Source organism: Mobiluncus curtisii subsp. curtisii ATCC 35241 (assembly GCF_000146285.1).
GTDB lineage: Bacteria > Actinomycetota > Actinomycetes > Actinomycetales > Actinomycetaceae > Mobiluncus > Mobiluncus curtisii.
On the sequence record NZ_GL385912.1, the window covers coordinates 121,911 to 140,152 of the forward strand.

General features: G+C 53.4%; 15 protein-coding genes and 1 pseudogene. 11 read left to right on the forward strand and 5 right to left on the reverse strand.

The window, feature by feature from the left end; translation table 11 throughout:
• Nucleotides 1-685, forward strand: a pseudogene (locus HMPREF0574_RS00545) (cell wall-binding repeat-containing protein); the annotation flags it as partial.
• 203 nt (nucleotides 686-888) lie between these two features.
• Here the strand turns inward: HMPREF0574_RS00545 and HMPREF0574_RS00550 are convergent.
• Complete coding sequence (locus tag HMPREF0574_RS00550; protein ID WP_004006709.1) at nucleotides 889-1,365, reverse strand: GNAT family N-acetyltransferase; 477 nt, start codon at nucleotides 1,363-1,365, stop codon at nucleotides 889-891.
• Between the two features lie 135 nt (nucleotides 1,366-1,500).
• On the opposite strand from HMPREF0574_RS00550, the gene HMPREF0574_RS00555 reads away from it, so the two are divergent.
• Together HMPREF0574_RS00555 and HMPREF0574_RS00560 are read left to right on the forward strand one after the other, a co-directional pair.
• Entirely contained in the window at nucleotides 1,501-3,612 is a 2,112-nt protein-coding gene (locus tag HMPREF0574_RS00555) for a DNA gyrase/topoisomerase IV subunit B (RefSeq protein ID WP_004006710.1), read from the forward strand.
• 89 nt (nucleotides 3,613-3,701) lie between these two features.
• Nucleotides 3,702-4,793, forward strand: coding sequence for an N-acetyltransferase (locus HMPREF0574_RS00560; RefSeq protein WP_248612663.1), 1,092 nt, complete (start codon nucleotides 3,702-3,704; stop codon nucleotides 4,791-4,793).
• An 81-nt stretch (nucleotides 4,794-4,874) separates the two neighbouring features.
• Here the strand turns inward: HMPREF0574_RS00560 and HMPREF0574_RS00565 are convergent, their stop codons facing one another.
• Nucleotides 4,875-7,409 (reverse strand): DNA gyrase/topoisomerase IV subunit A, encoded by a 2,535-nt coding sequence (locus tag HMPREF0574_RS00565; RefSeq protein ID WP_004006712.1) that lies wholly within the window; start codon nucleotides 7,407-7,409, stop codon nucleotides 4,875-4,877.
• A 77-nt stretch (nucleotides 7,410-7,486) separates the two neighbouring features.
• Here HMPREF0574_RS00565 and HMPREF0574_RS00570 point away from each other — a divergent pair, with 77 nt between their 5' ends.
• Nucleotides 7,487-8,662 (forward strand): alkaline phosphatase family protein, encoded by a 1,176-nt coding sequence (locus tag HMPREF0574_RS00570; protein WP_236585894.1) that lies wholly within the window; start codon nucleotides 7,487-7,489, stop codon nucleotides 8,660-8,662.
• A 7-nt stretch (nucleotides 8,663-8,669) separates the two neighbouring features.
• On the opposite strand, the gene sepH is transcribed toward HMPREF0574_RS00570, so the two are convergent.
• Nucleotides 8,670-9,755, reverse strand: a complete 1,086-nt coding sequence (gene sepH / locus HMPREF0574_RS00575) for a septation protein SepH (protein WP_004006714.1) — start codon at nucleotides 9,753-9,755, stop codon at nucleotides 8,670-8,672.
• A gap of 139 nt (nucleotides 9,756-9,894) precedes the next feature.
• On the opposite strand from sepH, the gene HMPREF0574_RS00580 reads away from it, so the two are divergent.
• From HMPREF0574_RS00580 to HMPREF0574_RS00595, 4 genes are read left to right on the forward strand one after another with little or no spacing between them, the layout of a single operon-like run.
• Nucleotides 9,895-10,200 (forward strand): DUF4193 domain-containing protein, encoded by a 306-nt coding sequence (locus HMPREF0574_RS00580; protein WP_004006715.1) that lies wholly within the window; start codon nucleotides 9,895-9,897, stop codon nucleotides 10,198-10,200.
• The gene (locus HMPREF0574_RS00585; protein WP_004006716.1) at nucleotides 10,200-10,910 is read left to right on the forward strand and encodes a DUF3710 domain-containing protein; all 711 of its coding nucleotides are present in this window, start codon (nucleotides 10,200-10,202) and stop codon (nucleotides 10,908-10,910) included. The genes HMPREF0574_RS00580 and HMPREF0574_RS00585 overlap by 1 nt, the downstream gene beginning before the upstream one ends.
• 26 nt (nucleotides 10,911-10,936) lie before the next feature.
• On the forward strand, nucleotides 10,937-11,194 hold the full coding sequence (locus HMPREF0574_RS00590; RefSeq protein WP_004006717.1) for a single stranded DNA-binding domain-containing protein: 258 nt from the start codon (nucleotides 10,937-10,939) through the stop codon (nucleotides 11,192-11,194).
• Complete coding sequence (locus tag HMPREF0574_RS00595; protein ID WP_004006718.1) at nucleotides 11,187-11,948, forward strand: DUF3159 domain-containing protein; 762 nt, start codon at nucleotides 11,187-11,189, stop codon at nucleotides 11,946-11,948. The genes HMPREF0574_RS00590 and HMPREF0574_RS00595 overlap by 8 nt, the downstream gene beginning before the upstream one ends.
• Here the strand turns inward: HMPREF0574_RS00595 and HMPREF0574_RS00600 are convergent.
• Together HMPREF0574_RS00600 and HMPREF0574_RS00605 are read right to left on the reverse strand one after the other, a co-directional pair.
• A complete protein-coding gene (locus HMPREF0574_RS00600) occupies nucleotides 11,850-12,626 on the reverse strand; it encodes a potassium channel family protein (RefSeq protein ID WP_004006719.1) in 777 nt (258 codons plus the stop codon). The two genes, HMPREF0574_RS00595 and HMPREF0574_RS00600, sit on opposite strands and share 99 nt — an antisense overlap.
• 2 nt (nucleotides 12,627-12,628) lie before the next feature.
• The gene (locus tag HMPREF0574_RS00605) at nucleotides 12,629-13,288 is read right to left on the reverse strand and encodes a potassium channel family protein (RefSeq protein ID WP_004006720.1); all 660 of its coding nucleotides are present in this window, start codon (nucleotides 13,286-13,288) and stop codon (nucleotides 12,629-12,631) included.
• Between the two features lie 98 nt (nucleotides 13,289-13,386).
• On the opposite strand from HMPREF0574_RS00605, the gene HMPREF0574_RS00610 reads away from it, so the two are divergent.
• From HMPREF0574_RS00610 to HMPREF0574_RS00620, 3 genes are read left to right on the forward strand one after another with little or no spacing between them, the layout of a single operon-like run.
• A complete protein-coding gene (locus tag HMPREF0574_RS00610) occupies nucleotides 13,387-15,243 on the forward strand; it encodes a hypothetical protein (RefSeq protein ID WP_004006721.1) in 1,857 nt (618 codons plus the stop codon).
• Entirely contained in the window at nucleotides 15,233-16,747 is a 1,515-nt protein-coding gene (locus HMPREF0574_RS00615; protein WP_004006722.1) for a class I SAM-dependent RNA methyltransferase, read from the forward strand. Before HMPREF0574_RS00610 ends, HMPREF0574_RS00615 begins: the two co-directional genes overlap by 11 nt.
• Before the next feature lie 38 nt (nucleotides 16,748-16,785).
• A complete protein-coding gene (locus tag HMPREF0574_RS00620) occupies nucleotides 16,786-18,228 on the forward strand; it encodes an ATP-binding protein (protein WP_004006723.1) in 1,443 nt (480 codons plus the stop codon).
• Nucleotides 18,229-18,242: the final 14 nt, after the last annotated feature.

Genomic DNA, 18,242 nt, shown 5'->3' on the forward strand with positions numbered 1-18,242 from the left:
TGCTAGCAAACTTATGATTATCGGCGGGACCGGCGTCATGCCCGATGCTACCGTTCAAGCCGCTGTCACCGGCATAATCCCCAAGAAACCACTGGCAGACATGACCCTCGCAGAAATGCGCGCCAACTACCCATTAGCAGGTCCAGCGCAGTACCACCGTAACGAGGCTATTGCTGCTTCTTATTCATATTGCCTTGAAAATTCAGGCAATGAGTTCCGTCTGATTGCCGATGCTGGTTGGGAAGTCCCGATGTTCTTTTATGCTAAGCCAAAGACAGGGATGACTCCCCAACGCTTAGTGGATGAAATGGGCTGGTTATTCCATAACTTGGATTTGGCGCAACGTTGGTTTACCGATCCGAATTACAGAGATTACGGTAATGACACGGATCCATCAATCATCAACGGATGGGGAGGCACTGTGGCAGCACAGGAACATGACCCTCTCAGGTTCTATCCTTCCCAGTGCCGCCCTGGTGCTGAACATCCCGAATGGATCAAACCGTTCCCCATTGGCAAACGGTTGGAACGTACCACTGGTGAAGGGGCAAACTACAGCTGTGCAGCTGATGGCGGGGTTCTGAAGTGCTTCTGGTGGGGTGAATATGTGCAAGGTGACACTCAGGGGCAGGATGAGAACAATCCATTGTGGTTCACTGCAGATTACAAGTCGGATGAGAAGTAACTGCACCTAAAGCAGTTTCATACTGTAAAAAACCGGGTGGCGGGGAGCGTATGCTCCCCGCCACATTACAGCCGGATACTGTTTAGATCCGCATCTCTGAGTCTTGTTACCAGATATGACGCGAAAAAGCGCGGATTCAGCTCAATTTGGACACCTGCGTGTAGAAAAGGAGTATAGCTTGCGCAATCCGGTGCGGGCGGCACCTAGCTCGGGTCAGCCTCGCGCAGCATCTTGATGTGGGGGATATTGTCCTCCAAGTAGGGCTCGGAAATCTGGCGGAACCCGAGGCTTTCATAGAACCCCTGGGCATAGACCTGTCCCTCCAGATAGATGGCTTCGGCGTGGAAACGCTCTTGGGCTACACGTATTCCCGCTTTCATGATTTCAGAACCCAAGCCCTGGCGGCGGCGCGCGGCAATAACGCGGCCGATTGCGACATATTCGCTCTCCACGCCGCGGTCCAAAACACGCAAGTAAGCCAGAATCTCGCCGTCCTCTTCCAGCCACACGTGCAGAGAATCCTCATCACGCCCATCAACTTCCGGGTAGGGGCAAGCCTGTTCGACCACGAAAACATCAACCCTGAGTTTCAAGATTGCATACAGTTCCGTGTTACTAAGCTGCGCAAAAGTCTTAACTTTCAGCTCCAAAGGTGACGCCTCCTGTGTCGTGGGTTTCATGCCTTATCGGCTTTTTAGTCTACCAGCGGTTTACCTGGACCACATAAAGCGAAAACCGAGAGCACGGGGGACAAAAAGCGGGTTGCCCGGCAAGGCAACCTGAACCGGAGCGCCACGGCGCATAGGATATAGCCCGTGGTTACAGCTAAAGATGTCTCTGATTACTCTGCCCACCACCTTTCCGTCTTGGAAGGGCTGGAGGCGGTGCGCAAGCGTCCCGCTATGTATATAGGCTCGACTGATAAGCGCGGGCTCATGCATTGCCTGTGGGAAATTATCGATAACTCGGTCGATGAAGCTTTGGCTGGGTTCTGTGACCACATCGAAGTCGTGCTTTATCCCGATCATTCAGCGGAAGTGCGCGATAACGGTCGTGGCGTGCCGATAGACGAAGTGCCCGGCACGGGCTTGAGCGGTGTGGAAGTCGTCTACACGAAACTGCACGCGGGCGGCAAATTCGATGCCGGACTGTACAAGGTCGCGGGAGGTTTGCACGGGGTGGGTGCCTCGGTGGTCAACGCCCTGTCCGCCCGTATGGACGTGGCGGTCGACCGGGATGGTTACACCCACGGATTGCAGTTTCGTAGGGGCGAACCCGGCGTGTTCAGCGACACGGAGGAACTGAACCCCAACAACGCTTTCCTACCTTTCGAGGATTCCTCCAAGCTAACGAAGCTCGGCAAGGTTAAGAAAGGTACCACCGGGACGCGGGTACGCTTTTGGGCGGACTACCAGATTTTCCCCAAGGAGGTTGACTTCAGCTACGAGGACCTGTCTAATCGGGCGCGCAAAACCTCGTTCCTGGTTCCCGGTCTGGCCATCACCATCACCGACCTGCGTGGAGAGGAAACTCTCACCGATACGTTCTTGCACAAGGGCGGTACGGTCGACTTTGTGGACTATCTCGCGCCGGACCGTGCCATCACTGACACTTGGCAGTTACAGGGGAGCGGCACCTTCATGGAGATTGTGCAAGTGCCGAACCAACAGACGGGTCATTTGGAGCCTAAAGAGATGGAGCGCACCTGTGAGGTCGACGTGGCGCTGCGCTGGGGAGTGGGCTATGACACTGTGGAACAAAGCTACGTAAACATTATCGAAACCCCGGTCGGTGGCACGCACCTGGCGGGCTTCGAAGCGGGGTTGGTGAAAACCCTGCGCGCGGCAATCCAAGCCAACTCACGGCGTCTGAAACTGGGCGCTAAAGAATCGAAAATCGAGAAAGAGGACATTCTGGCAGGCATGACCGCCGTCATCACCGTGCGCTTGCCCGAACCCGAATTTGAGGGGCAAACAAAAGAAGCCCTGGGCAGCGCCAAAGTCAAGCCGATTGTGACCAAAGTCGTGACTGAGGAGCTGGAAGCAAAGCTGAACTCCCGGAAACGCGAGGATAAAAACCAGGTTTCCGCCCTTCTGGACAAAATCGTGGCAGAGATGCGTTCACGCCTGTCCGCTCGGCTGTCCAAAGAGATTACGCGACGGAAAAACGCGCTGGAAACCTCGACTCTCCCGACGAAACTTGTGGATTGCCGCAGTGACGACGTCGAGAAATCCGAGCTGTTCATCGTGGAGGGCGATTCTGCGCTGGGCACCGCGAAAGCTGCTCGGAACTCCGAATTTCAAGCTCTGTTCCCGATTCGCGGCAAAATCCTCAACGTGCAAAAGACCGGCACTGCCCAAATGCTGGCTAACGCGGAATGCGCGGCGATTATCCAGGTCCTCGGGGCTGGGTCGGGGCGCACTTTCGACATTTCACAAGCCCGGTACGGCAAAGTCATCATGATGACGGATGCGGACGTGGATGGGGCGCATATCCGCACGCTGCTGTTGACCCTGTTCTTCCGCTATATGCGACCCATGATTGCCGCAGGTCGAGTCTTTGCTGCCGTCCCGCCGCTGCACCGGATTCAGGTCAACGCGAAAGGCAAGACGCCCGGCGAATTCCTCTACACCTATTCAGAGGATCAGCTCCATAAAGAGCTGGGGAAACTGGAACAGACCGGACGAACCTACAAGGAACCCATCCAGCGTTACAAAGGCTTGGGCGAGATGGACGCCGACCAGTTGGCAGAAACGACCATGGATCCGCAACACCGCACGCTGCGGCGAATCCGTTTAAGCGATGAAGCCGCTGTCAATCGGGCAGAAGAAGTCTTTGAGTTGTTGATGGGTTCGGCAGTGCCCCCGCGGCGAGAATTCATCATCGAGGGAGCTTCGAAGTTGGACGCCGAGATGATTGACGCCTAGAATCGTCAGATAAGCTCCGGATTGGTGTCCGATTTCACCAGGAACCAATCAAAGTCATGGCAACGGCTTCTAACAAGCGAGGGGGAGATTTGGCTCAACTTTTTGCGTACCCAGCTTCCACTCCAGGACTCACCTGGAAACCGCTGGAGGTCACGCATAAGCCAGACCTGATGCGACTCATTGTCGAGATGGAACGTATCGACAATCCGCCCTACCGGACTTCCCCGGCGGAAGTTGATTCAATCTTTCAATCTGAATTTTGCGGACTAAGCGCCTGGGATCAGGACTCGCGGATGGTCGCCTACGCCATCGTGCGTATCGACGAAACCGACGGAGTACAAGCGATTTGCTCCGGAGGAGTGGGAGCGAGCTGGCGGAATCGTGGGGTCGGTTCCATCATTTTCCAGTGGGAAGTCCAGACTGCGCACACTATGCTGACAGACAAGCCGCGTCCTGCCCAGATTGTGTGTTTCGTGGACCAGGCAGCCAGTGGTGCCGAACCACAGCTGCGCGCCAGCGGTTTTCTTCCCGCCCATACTTATCTGGAATTGCGTCGTGATTTGGCAGCTCCGGGAGAACTGGTAGCCCCCGGTCAATATCTGGAAATTATCCCGTGGTCACCGGACTTTGATGACCATGTGCGTCGGGCTCACAACGAGCTGATGTCTTTAGCAGCCGGAGCACCTGCCCAAGATATGCAGACCTGGCAATCGAGCCGACCCTTCTTTGCCCCGCAATGGTCATTTATCGCCTTGGACAAATCCAGTGATGTCGCCGAAATAGCCGGGTATTTGCTATCTGCCCGCTATGAGCAAGATTGGGAGGCAATGGGATTCACCCAAGGTTATACCGAAATCCTGGGGGTCCTGCCTGATTATGCGGAGACGCAGGTAGCGGCGGCTTTGCTATCTCATGCCATCGCTTCATACCAAGAATCGGGAATGCAATACGCCGCTGTAGGGTTGGATCAGGAAAACCCGACTGATGTCGCACAACTCTATACTGACTTCGGGTATGAAGTTACAGGAGGTTCGACTGAGTGGGTGGTGAACCTACCTGCCGAAACTACAGAGCCTGCGGATGCTTCCGCCCTGCGGGAAGAAGTCGCAAAAATGAATCGTGAGTCTGTCTCTGTGCTATCGAGACGAAAAAGAGAGAAAATCGGGCGTAAATCTCAGTAAAGACCCTGCTTGCGGGAGCGTCTCTCGACGTCTCAGACTCCGGTGCAACGATGAGGATAGAAAATATACTGCAATCGAGTATTAGCCAAAATAGGCGATATTAGATTTCAAGTTCGATCCAGAACCATCCCTACGTTCGTCTAATTCTGGCAGTTTGACTGGCTTACCGTGGGCATCGATGGCGTGTATTGGATCCGGACCCACAAAAGCCATATCGAGCGCATACTCGCCCTTTAGGAAACGCTGCACCCGCACCCCTTGTGCGCCCCGACCCTTTACGGGATAGCGATCCAGCGGTGTGAGTTTAATGGAACTTTGATTCGCCCCCGGCATCGCGTTCATAATGGCAGCGACAGTGGCGACGGTAGTAGCTGCAACCAGCTCATCAGGGACGATAGCTCCGGCAATGACCTGCGTGTGTTCTTTCAGACTCATACCTGCGACCCCGCCGGCATTGCGCCCCTGGGGGCGAACTTTATTAGCGGGAGTTCGCAGCAGCTGGGCATCCGTTGAAATCATCACGATTTGAGCGTCATCCGGGCAAGCTCCGGCATAAATCAACTGGTCCGTACCCTCCAGATTGATGATGCTGAAGCGGTCTTGGGTACTGGGATAGTCCGGTCGCATCCGTTTCACGATGCCGCGTGCGGTCATCATTCCGACCGTTTCGTCTTCATCCAAGGTGAGGATACCGACCACAGTTTCCCCGTCCTCCAAACGAGCTGCAGCTGATAGTTGCGGGGCGCCGTCAAAAGACCAGAGGGGCGCACTTTCCGTGAGACTCAACTCTATATCCTCAGTTTCGGTTGAACCTGCGGCAGTTGCGCTACTAGCGCCGGCAGAGTCAGCCAATGAGGACTTTTCCCCCGGAGGAAGACTCAACACGTCCAGACGCACCACAAAACCCGATGAAGTCACGACTCCGAAAGACCCTCGCGTATGGGTCAGTATAGAGCCGGCGATGGTGCTGTTGAAACCCTCTAAACGGGTCACGGGACCGGTATGTGTCAAACGGATAGCTCGCCCGTCGGCACCCAGGATAATCCGGCACGGTACATCGGGAACCTCCAGGGGCACATCCGACACCGTCATCGCCCCCAAAACCGGCAGTGCAGCGTCTTTTGAAGCCGCCACAGCTGAACCGTCCTCTTCCAGCAACACGGTACGACGTGGCGTAGACAGACGCGCCGCGGTCTGACGCATATCGGAACGTACCACGTCATGCAGTTTTTCGGTGGATGCCAAAATTTGTTCCAGTTCGGCAATCGCTTGTCGCAGCTCATCAGCTTCCGCCTCCAGCTCCAGGCGGGAGAACTTAGTCAGCCGCCGCAACCGTAGCTCTAGGATGAACTCCGCCTGGGCTTCGGACAAATCGAATACTGTCATCAAACGTTGACGAGCCGCGGCGGAATCATCCGAGGTCCGAATGACCTCGATGACCTCATCCAGATTCAGCACGGCAATGAGCAACCCATCGACCAAATGCAGGCGTTCTTGCTTTTTCTTCAGACGGAATTCGCTGCGCCGTCGAGTGACCTCCACACGGTGGTCGACAAACACCTGCAGTGCTGCTTTCAGACCCAGCGTGCGCGGCTGGCCATCGACCAGGGCGACGGTATTAATGCCGAAAGATTCCTGCAGGGGAGTGTACTTATACAGCGAAGCCAAAACAGCTTCAGGATGAAAACCGTTCTTAACCTCGACCACCAGGCGCATTCCGTGCGTCCGATCGGAGAGGTCCTGCCAGCCCGAAACACCTTTGACCTTTCCGGAGCTGACAGATTCTTTCAGTTTTTCCGCGACTCGCTCGGGACCGACCTGGTAAGGCAGTTCAGTAATGACAATGCCACGCTTACGAGCCGTGACCTGTTCGATGGTCGCCCTGGCACGAGTGATAAAAATGCCTCTCCCGGTTTCGTAGGCTTCACGGATTCCGTCCAAGCCCACAATAATTCCGCCTCCGGGAAGGTCCGGACCGGGGCAGTACTTCATCAGTTCCGCGGTGTCGGCTTGCGGATGATCCAGTAAGTGAATGGCGGCGTTAATCGTTTCGCCCACGTTGTGAGGTGGAATGTTAGTCGCCATGCCTACCGCGATCCCGTTCGCGCCGTTGACCAGCAGATTCGGGAACGCAGCTGGGAGTACCGCAGGCTGGGTGAGCTGATTGTCATAGTTTGGCACAAAATCGACAACGTCCTCGTCCAAATCGTCCACCAGTGCCAAAGCGGCGGGAGCCAAGCGAGCCTCGGTGTAACGCGCGGCGGCGGGGCCGTCATCCAGCGAACCGAAGTTGCCGTGACCGTCGATAAGCGGCACGCGCATGGTGAAAGGCTGTGCCAGACGCACCAGGGCATCGTAGATGGCAGAGTCCCCGTGCGGATGCAGCTTACCCATGACATCACCAACGACACGTTGCGACTTAACGTGCCCTTTATCAGGTGTCAGACCCATTTGTTTCATCTGAAACAGGATGCGACGCTGGACTGGTTTCAACCCGTCTTTCGCATCTGGTAGGGCGCGCGCGTGAATGACTGAATAGGCATATTCCAGGAAGGAATGCTCCATTTCCTCGTTGATGTCGATGTCTTGGATGCGTTCGAGGGAGGAGTCAGACATGACATCAATTCTTACGATTTTTCCTGCTCTTACGCCGCTTGCCACACCGGCGGGGTCGGAAATGATTGAATGGAAGGGTGAGCAACACGGAATTTCACACTGAAATCATGGCTGCGGGCGATGCTGATTTACGCCTCGATGCCCTGCTGGAAAGCGAATTTGCGGCTGCTGGCTGGTCCACCTTACCTCAGCAGCCTCCCTCCGCCCCGGATTCGACTGATAGCCCTGCCGGAGCCCCAGTCGTCCTCGTCCTGATTGACGGTCTGGGATGGTGGAACTTGAACGAATACCTGGGACATGCACCGAACTTACGTGCTCTGGTGAAAGCCGCCACAGCCTCGGGACAGACCTTAACCGCTCGCAGCGTGTGCCCCTCCACTACTGCAGCCGCGATTACTTCCACTCTGACCGGGCTGGCTCCCGGACGGCACAATATGCTGTCCTACCAGCTGATAGACCCGGTGGCACAGGCGAAATTTAACTTGATTACCTTCGAGGATTATCCGGGACGGACCGAAGAATTCCAACCCGAATCGACTTGGTTTGAGCGACTGCACGCGGCGAAAATTCCGGCTTTTGCTTTGGGACCGAAAAAATTTATCGGTGGCGGACTGACTCGAGCTGCCCTGCGGGGCGCGACGTATGTGGCTTCCGAAAACCTGGAGGCACGAGCCCATGATGCCGCGAACGTGTCGAAACAGGGCGGAATGACGTATTTCTATATCGCAGAAGTCGATCATGCCGGACATGGTTACGGGGTGGGATCCGATAAGTGGGTGAAAAACTTGGAAAAGGCTGATCGCGCCATTGGAATCATGCTGGATAGTCTGGCACCAGGAGTGAGGGTCATCATCACCGCAGATCACGGCATGTTGAACACGTCCCCTGAAGTCACCGTGGATTTGGCAAAGACTGCGGCGGCAGAATTTATCGCTGACGCCAGCGGGGAAGGACGCGTCCTGCACGTCCACGCCCAGCCGGGAGCGGCAGCGGTGCTGCAAGAAACGCTGCAGACACTGCTGGGGCCAGCCAAAGTGCTGAATCGCGACCAGGCAGAAGCCTTATTTGCTGCCTACAACGGCACCCCGGTGCGCCGGAAGGAACTGTTGGGCGATGTGGTCATATTTGCAGCGGGGACAGGTCAGACCTTGGACTCGCGATTTTTCAAAGAACAGGTATTCCAGATGAAAGGTCTGCACGGGGGCTTGAGCGAATCAGAAATGCGCGTTCCGCTGCTGCGTTATGTCAGCTGAGTCTCTCTCAGTCTGCCTTAGAGCCAAACAGAATCTCGTCCCAAGAAGGCATGGCAGCACGCCCCCGGCGTGTGGTGTGTCTACCTGTGTCAGCGGCAGGCTGAGCTGGATTTGGCTGCAAATCTTCCATCCCCGGTAACACGCCACTATCTGTGGGCAGTGCGGGTGACTGGGCAGCTGGAGGAGACTGGCGTTTCGCGGCTTCGAGGGACAAAACGTCCGCATCTGGGAGCGGCGAAACAGCGTCTGGAGTGGGTGCGGCTGGCGGTGCAGTCTCAGCATCCGGGGCAAACCCGGACGCAATTGCTGCCTCCATTGCGGAAACATCGTCTTCTTCGTCTCCGGTCACCACGGAAAGCCGGGTTCCTCGAGCAGCGTTCAGCTCTTCGAGCAGAGCTTCGGTAGCGCTCGTTTCTGGAGATTGTTCCGGGATGGGTTTGGTGGTTGGAGAGGGGGAAACCTCAGTCTCTGGGGCAGAACCGAAGCGGAAATGTCCTCGGCTCAGCAGGGTGTCGGAACCGGCGGGGGTAGCGGTCTCTGTCAGCCAGCGTGCCTGTTCGTCCAATGCCGTCAACGTGCGGTTTTCGTGGTCAAAGTCCCAGTTTGCCTCCAGGGCTTTGGCGTCCTGTACGAACTCCAGGTGAACCAGCCAGTTTTCGCCGGGTTGCCGGGTGGCATCCCAAATCAAGGAAGTGGGGCTGACTCCGCGGGTCGCCAAGCGGTCGATAACCAACTCGCCCAGAGCCGGGGCATCTTTATCAGGCGAAACCCGAGTTTCCTGAGCCTGACGGGCAGTATAAATCCGTTCTGCCAAAACCGGAGCTTCGTAACGTTTCACCTGAGCCAAGTCCATGCCGGCGCTGGTGGCGACCTCTTGGGCGGACGCGCCACCGCGAATCAAAGTTTGAATGTCTTTGGGGCGTAAATCCTGGGTGTTGGAAGCGGATAGCGCCGCCACAACTTTCCTACGCTGCTGGCGCACTATGGAGCGCAGCTCTTCGTCGAGAGGTAAAAGGAAGCGTTCACCTTCTGTGTCAACTAACACAAGGTGTTCGCCGTCAGTATGAATTCCAAGCAAAGAAAGGCTGCGCATTTTTCCTCCTGGACTAAACATTGCCAAAATCGGGGGCAGTTTTCACGTCAACCCGCCGTAGCGTTGCCGACAGGTCGCAATTTCCTTAAAGTAGTGCTAATATCGCGACGCACCAAATCGTTTATTTTAAGGGAGTGCAATGGCCACCGATTACGATGCCCCGCGCAAGCGAGATGAGGAAAATCCTGAGGAATCCATCGAGGAGTTAAAGACTCAGCGAAAGAATTCCGAAGATGCTTCCGTTGATGAGGACGAGAATGAAGCTGCCGATTCCTTCGAGCTGCCTGGCGCGGATTTATCCAATGAGGAACTCTCAGTTCGGGTAGTTCCCAAACAGGACGACGAGTTCGTGTGTTCACAATGCTTTATTGTGCATCATGCGTCACAACTGGCTGGGGAGGAAAACGGTCAGCCGGTGTGCATGGATTGTGCGGGTGTAGCCTGATGGGACTGTTTTTTAAGCGACGTCAGAAAACTGCGAATGCTCGTGAGCTTCAAGACGATTCCACCAGTGCGGTAACCTCGGGGACACCCGATTCAGCTCCGGTATCGTCCGAGGCTGTGGAGACGAAAGACCAGCCCGCAGGTCCCCGGGACGTCAAACAACTTGCTGACCAGGACACCTCCCAGTACGCAGACTTCGGAGTGTTCTTGCTGCCTCAAATTCCCGGTTTGGCAGTGCATCCGGAATCTCCGCTGGATGAAAAAACTTTTGGTTCTCTGACCATGCAGATTGGTAAGGCAGCGGTAGAACTCCTGGCAGTTGCCGCGCCGAAATCAAAGCGCTTGTGGCCTGAACTGCGTGCGCAGGTGCGCGGAGAGACCACCGCTGCGGGCAACACTTGTGAAGAACGCGAAGGAAGCTTCGGTACCGAACTGTTCGTACAGTTAGCAGCACAAGACGCTCAGGGCAACCGGGGACGCGTACAGGTTCGCTATTGCGGAGTGGACGGTCCGAACTGGTTTGTGCGCTTGGTTTTTAACGGCATGGTGCAAGCTGATGACCCGGATTTGCAGGCGTTGGAGAAAGCTGTCCGTCAGGTCGTGGTGGTGCGCGGTTCCCGACCGATGAGTCCACGCTCGGTCATCCCCGTGGTTTTGCCTGACGATTTGGCACGTCAGTTGGCAGCTTTGCGCGAGCAGCAGCAAGCCTAATCGCGCGGCGAGCAGACGAGTTAACCATGTCACCACGTCAACAGATTACGCGTGTCGGCACCGTGCTTTCCACGTCTTTCCTGTCTCCCGCCGACGTACCGTCTTTCCGGATATGTCTGGAAACTGCCGGGGGATTCATTAACGTGCGCTGGCTGGGGCGGATGGAGGTTCCCGGAGTGACCTTGGGGCGCCGTCTGCAAGTGTGCGGCATTCCGTTACAAGGGTCGGACGGTGTAGAACTGATTAACCCTGACTATCACCTCTTGGGAGCAACGAATGAGTAAAGAAAACGACCAAGAAGCGATTATTGCCGGGCTCAATGACTTCAAAGATACCCTGGGGCGGAACATGGGGGGCAAGCTGGATGCGGAAGAATTCTCCCTTCGCCAAGCCGTAGGGGGGTGGCGCGGCATTATCGAGTCTATCGGACCGACGCTGGTTTTTGTCGTGGCATTTGTGGCAGGCTGCGAGGTGCTAAAAGCAGGGGCGATTTCGCTGGGATTTGCCGTGGGTTTGATTATCGCGCGGCTTATTGGGCATTCCTCGATTATGCAAGCGTTTGCAGGATTCTGGGTCGTCATCATCGGTGTGCTGTGGGCCATGTTCAGCGGCAAAGGCGAGAACTACTTCTTGCTGAGCCTGATTATTAATGCGGTTTATGCCATCGTGATTTTGGTGTCGATTTTGGTGCGTTTCCCCGTTATCGGTCTGTTAGTCGGATGGTTTCGTGCCCAGGGTTTGCGCTGGCGGACAAATCCGAGACTGAAGGCAGATAAACAGGCATATTACGCGGTGACAGTCATCTGGCTGGGAGTATTCACGCTCCGTCTAGCTGTGAAAACACCTCTCTACCTGGGAGGGAACGTGCCCTGGCTGGGAACCTTCCAAATTTTGTTGGGCTTGCCACTATTCGCCGTGGCGCTCTACCTGAGTTGGCTCCTACTGCGTCGCACTCACGGGAAGTTCCTCGACTCCCGTCTCGCTGGCGTCGGTTCCTCCGACACCGACGCCGACCACACCCCCGACAGGGCTTGCTGAATCCGCGGCGTCCGTGACTGTCAGAAGCTTTCCGACCTGGGCAATAGCTTCTTCATCCTGCTCGGGGAACAGGAACAACAGCTGATCTGAAGCACGTAAACCCGCGACCAGGTGTGGAGCCAGCGCTGTTCCGTCTTGCATGACCGCAGTCAGCAAAACCCCCGTGGGCCACTCAATTTCGCCCGGATTCCTGCCCAGAACTGGAGAATCAGCAGAAAGGACTATAGAAAATAATCCGTTGTGGGAGTTGTTGAACCGGAATATCGGCACCAAAGTACCAACACTCAAGGCCTCCTCGACCAGGGCAGTCATCATCCGGGGAGTAGAAATCGGCACGTCCACGCCCCAAGACTCATTGAACATCCACTCATTCTTAGGATTATTAATCCGACCCACCACCCGAGGTACCCCGAATTGGGTTTTGGCCAGAAGTGCAATCACCAGATTAGCCTGGTCGTTGCCGGTAGACGCAACGACCACATCGGCTTGTGCTGCCCCCGCCTGTTCCATGATCTCGGGAGTGGATAAATCTCCCAGAATCCAGTTCGCCTCCGGAACTGAGGAAACTTTCATTGCCTCGGGGCTGGAGTCGGCAATTGTGACCTGATGCCCCCTGGCTAGCAGCTCCCTGGCGATGGAGCGACCGATTGAGCCCGCCCCGGCAATAACAATAAGCATGATTACTCCTTGAAATTCCTCGCCAAACGGGACGCCACCGCTTCACGTTGAGACTCGGCAACGAAATAAAACAACTCGTCGTTTTCCTGTAACACGGTCGAAGCCTCAACCATCAGCACTTTCGAAAAACGCAGGACGTAAGCCGCCCGAATCCCCAGCTCAGTCTCTAAAGCGGAAATCTCGTGCCCGACCCAGCTGGGTCCCACGGGCACGCGGCACAGACTCAAATATCCGGTGTCCTCGGTATATACGACATCCGGGGGTAGCGGCAAGACTCGCGCCAGCAATAGTGCGGTGGTGCGATCCACCGAACCGACAGTGGGGATACCTAGCCGTTCATAAACTTCAGCGCGACGGGGGTCGGAAATTCGTGCCACCACTTTCTTCACATGATAAATTTCGCGAGCCATGCGTGCTGCCAGGATATTGGCATTGTCATCATCAGCCACCGCTGCGAAAGCGTAGGCGTCCTCGATGCCAGCCTGGAGCTGGGTGTTGCGGTCGTACCCTTCACCAGTCAGCTTTTGCCCCTGAAAATTTTTGTACAGCCGCCGGAAAGATTCCGTGTTGTTGTCAATAATTGCCAGGGTGTGCCCCCGGTCCTCAATCGCTTTCGCCAGCGTGGTTCCGACGCGACCACAGCCCATGATTACAAAATGCACTCTTAAAACATAACCTGAAAGGCTTAAATTCGGCGACATTTCAGGGGTTCGGGAGGTAAATTCTTTCCGGTTTGAATCCGAGCGGCTAAAGTTGAGACGTGTTGAAGAATCTGACTCCTCGAGAGGGCTGGCGGGAGAACCTTATCCAGCTGGCATTCTTCGCACCAAAATTTTGGTTCCCTGCCCTCATTGCGGCTTCGGTATTTCCTTCTTTGATTGCGTATTCGGGACCGATTTTCTCCGCAGTAGCCCTGTGGATTGTAGCGTTCATGCTAATTGCTGGGTTGATAACAACGCTCGCCCACGGGTATTCCCTGGGGCAAACCCACCGTTTAGATTCCACAGCCGCCTTGGTGCAAGCCAACTTAGGTTCGTTTCTCGGTGCCCTCACCGCGGCGGCGTCATTGCTGGCGATGGTCGTTGCCGTAGCTGCGTTGGTCTCTACCGCTACCACGTTCATCGTGGTTTCCGTGGGGCTGCCCGAAAGTTATCGGGTGTGGATTTTAATTTCCGGTTTCGTCTTGCTGTTGCTGGCGCTGTTTCGTCCCGAACCTGTCCGCAAGGTGATTCCGTGGCTCACCCTGATTATTTTCGTGGTTGGTTTTCTGTTGCTGGCATACGGTTTCTGGCATTACCTGCGCAATGGAGCCAAGCCCGGTTTGCTGGAGTTGCTCAGTTCCACCACGAAAGCCAAGAACGCCGTCGCCGATGCAAATCTGGAGTCTGGGTGGAGGGCTGCTGCTGTAGCCGCCCTGCTGCTGGTGCCCGTGACCCCCGCGGTGACATTGTTCCGCAACGAGAATCGCCAGCCGCTTTCGGGGCTGATATTCCGGATTCTCGGTGGTTCAGCAGCAGCCATGTTTGCCGCTACGGTCTATCTGTCGTTTACGGTTGCCGGATTCCATTGGACCCGCTTGGATACGGTGATTCAAGGACCGGGCAACCTGGCTTTATTGCTGGGTGTTTTGCTGGACAAGCACGGGTGGTTGGTAATCCCGGTCATGTCTCTGTTCGCGGTGGGATGCTTGATAAGTGCTTACATCTATATCTCCAGCGCCTCCACTTTGCTCGCTGATTTGAGCAGACATGACCTGACAGTACATCAGGTTCCCGTGTCGTGGATGCGCCGAGGTCGTTCGGCTTCAATTTTGATATTCATGACGGTCACGTTCGGGGTAGCGCTGACGGTGCACAGCCGTATGGGAGTGGCGGCGCTGACCTGGGTGACCTTCGTGGCAATCTCTAGCTTCCTAGGTCAGGTCGCGCGGATGCGCATGTGGCGTTCTCGGTTCCACAGCGGGGTTACCTTCGCGCAGCGGCGTCAATCCAAGCGGTACTACCGGATTGCCATTATCAGCGTCATTATCAGCTTGATTATCCTGATAGTGGTTTCGGTGGCGTTTAACTCATTTTTTGAGTTCTATGTGCTGGCCACCTGGGTCGGACTGGGACTGCTCATTTACATACTCAACTTTTATTACCGAAGGGTGCAATACAAAATGTCGCAGCTCGAACACGCCGAAACCCCGGTGAAACATACTCTCGCCCTCGTGCTGGTGTCGCGTTTTAATGCGTCTGCCCTAAAAGCCATCCGTTACGCGTGGGCGGCGCATCACCCTAATGTCGAGGTAGTACACGTGCTTGAGCCAGATGAGGATGAAACGGCGGTGCGTCACCAGTGGCAGGAGTTCGGAATCACCGCTACGCTGACCCTGATTCCGAACGAGGGCGGTAACCACCTGCAGTCGGTTCAGAAATATCTCAACGCGAAACTTGATATGGATCCGCTGACCTCTATCTCGGTATATTTGCCGAGATACGTGCCGAAATGTAAGGCTTTGGGATTGCTACACAATGCCGCTGAACGCACTTATGCTCGTCATTTGGTGCGACTGGCACGAGTGACAATCACCTGGGTCAGCTTATTGGGGGGAAAGGAATCTGATGCAAACTGAAATCATTACGCTGGGCGGACCGGCTCACGGTGGATATTGCGTGGGGCGTCTGGCTGCAGGCAAAGTCATCATGGTTCGAGGGGGACTTCCGGGAGAAACGGTAGAGGTAGAAGTTACTTCTGAGCGGTCCAAAGTTGCCTATGGGCGAGTCGTGCAGGTGAAAACAGCCAGTGCGGATCGGGTCCCACACATCTGGCCCGAGGGGGAGACCAAAGACTTGGGCGGGGTGGAACTGGGGCACGTTGCTTATCCCGCTCAGTTGCGTTGGAAGCGTGACGTGGTGCGCGACGCCATCCGGCGAAATGGCAGTTCGGAACTATTGGCGGAACTGGATCAGGCGCATCCCGGTTGGGAAGTGGAATCGTCTGGTTCTGAGCCGGGTCGTACCCGCGTGAGCTTTACGGTCTGCGAAGGCGGGGGGCTGGGCATGTATGAAGCTGCGGCTCACAATGTCCATACGGTGCGTTCTTTTCCGCTGCTGGTGCCTGAGTTGGTCGACTTGGATTTGTTCCGGCGGCATTGGGAGTTTACGCCGGGAACCCGTCTGCGCGTCATTGCTCCGTCAAGCTCCGCGCCGGTACTGTTTGTCGATGGACAGACTTTGAGCGTGGACGGAGAGCCGACAACCTCGCGGGTGCGGGAGACGGTCCACGTGGATGACCTGACTTTTACATACCGAATTTTTTCCGGGTCATTTTGGCAGACTGACCGGCGTGCCCCCGCAATACTCGCGGCGGCACTTCGGGATGCTCTCGGTCAGATTGAGGGATTTGAAGCGTGGGAGCTCTATTCCGGTTCAGGGCTGTTTTCACTGTTCCTGGCTCAGGGTCTGGGCGCAAAAGGGCGTTTGACCACGGTGGAAGGTGACGGTCCGGCGACGAAATCCGCTGCCTACAATTTGGCGAAGGCTGGTTTTGACCAGGTAGAGGTGCGGCGCGGTAATGTTTCCCCGCAGCTGTTGAGTTCTTTGCCGATGGGAGAAATGGTTAGCCAAGGCACGTTGGTGGTGGCTGATCCGCCACGATCTGGGTTGGGTAAAGCGGTGACACGAGCGATTTGTGCGCAGCATCCGGATTTGGTGGCGTTATTTTCCTGCGACCCGGTTAGCTGTGCGCGGGACCTGGAAACCATGCGCCAGTTGGGCTACCGGGTTAAGACTTGGCGAGTCTTCGATTTATTCCCCTACACGAGCCACGTCGAGACGGTAGCACTTTTGTCCAAACTCGATGTCGAAAAGCACATAAGTGTTGAAATTGAGCTGGATGAGATGGATTTGACAAGTGCGGGGAGTAAGGCAACATATAAACAAATTCAAAACTATGTTTTGGAAAAGTTTAGGTTTAAAGTATCTACTCGGTACATTGCACAAGTTAAGAAAAAGCATGGTTTAGAAGTTAGAGAACACTATAATATTCCAAAGAACGAGAAGCAGAAAGTTCCACAGTGTCCAATTCAAAAAGAAGAAGCTATTTTAGATGCGTTGAAGCATTTTAAGATGTTGTAATGTTATACTAAATATATGTTTAAGTTGAGGAAAAAATAATGAATACTAATGTATTGAATAAATTATCCTTTTACTGTTCTGAAAAAGAGAATCAATTTTTTGACAGAAAAAGCGCTAAAATTAAACCTTTAGACATTTTAAAGCATTTGGTTGCATTTTCCAATGCAGAGGGTGGGCAATTAGTTATAGGGATTGAAGACGATGGGACGATTACGGGCTTTAATTATGAAGGTGCTCATTCGATTGATGAGTATAGAAATATATTTATAACTGAATTAAAAGAAACTCCAATAAATCCCCAATTTAATATTTTAGATGTAAAAAATAATAAAGGTATTGATGATAAGATATTGGTCATATCTGTAGATGTTTCTACAGATAGAGTTATAAAATCTTATAATGGAAAAGTTTTCCTTCGACAAAATGATAGATCTATAGAATTAAATTTTGAGCAGATTCTTCAATTACAGTATGATAAAGGACAAAGGTATTTTGAGGATGAAGTTGTTCAATTATCAAGTATAGATGATATAGATGATGGACTAATAGATGATTATAAGAGAATTTTGAACATAGATGAACTTTCTAGCGAAGAAGTGTTGAAAGCTAGAAATTTAATGATTAATGGAAAACTGACTAATGCGGGGCTTTTGCTATTTGGGAAAAACCCTTCTAAATTTTTACCACAGGCAAGACTAAGAGTTATTAAATATAGTGGAATGTATCAAAGGGTTGGTACAGAAATAAATATCATTAAGGAAAAAACATTTGATAAAGCGATACCTAACATTATTAGAGAAGCAAGAGTATTTATTAATACGCAACTAAGAGATTTTCAATATTTAGATAAAGATGGAAAATTTAAAATAATGCCAGAATATCCAGAATTTGCATGGTTTGAGGGAATAGTCAATGCTTTGACTCACCGAAATTATGCAATCCGAGGGGAGCATATTAAGGTGTTAATATTTGACGATAGGCTAGAAATACTTAGTCCCGGGCTACTACCTAATATTGTAACCATAGAAAATATTCTAAATCAAAGATATTCAAGGAATCCAAGAATTGCAAGAACTCTATGTGAATTTGGATGGGTAAAAGAAATGAATGAAGGCGTTAAGAGAATATATTCTGAAATGGAAAAGCTGTTTCTAAAGGAGCCTAAATATGCAGAACCTAACAATAGTGTTTTATTAGTTTTAGAAAACAATATTTTAAATAGAAGTATTAGAACAATAGATAAAATTAAAGGCAAAATTTCTGAGGAGGTGTTTGATAAACTAAGTCAAGATGAAAAAACTATTATACATTTTATGTATAACAGTGGGGAAAAAATAACTACAAAAATGGCGACAGAACTTATTGAAAAAGGTTCAACATTTTGTAGGAAGTTACTTAAAAATCTTGCTGATAAAGATTTATTAGAGTGGCATGGTACTTCTCAAAACGATCGTACACAATACTATACTCTAAAATTCTAAGAAGAGTTGAGAAA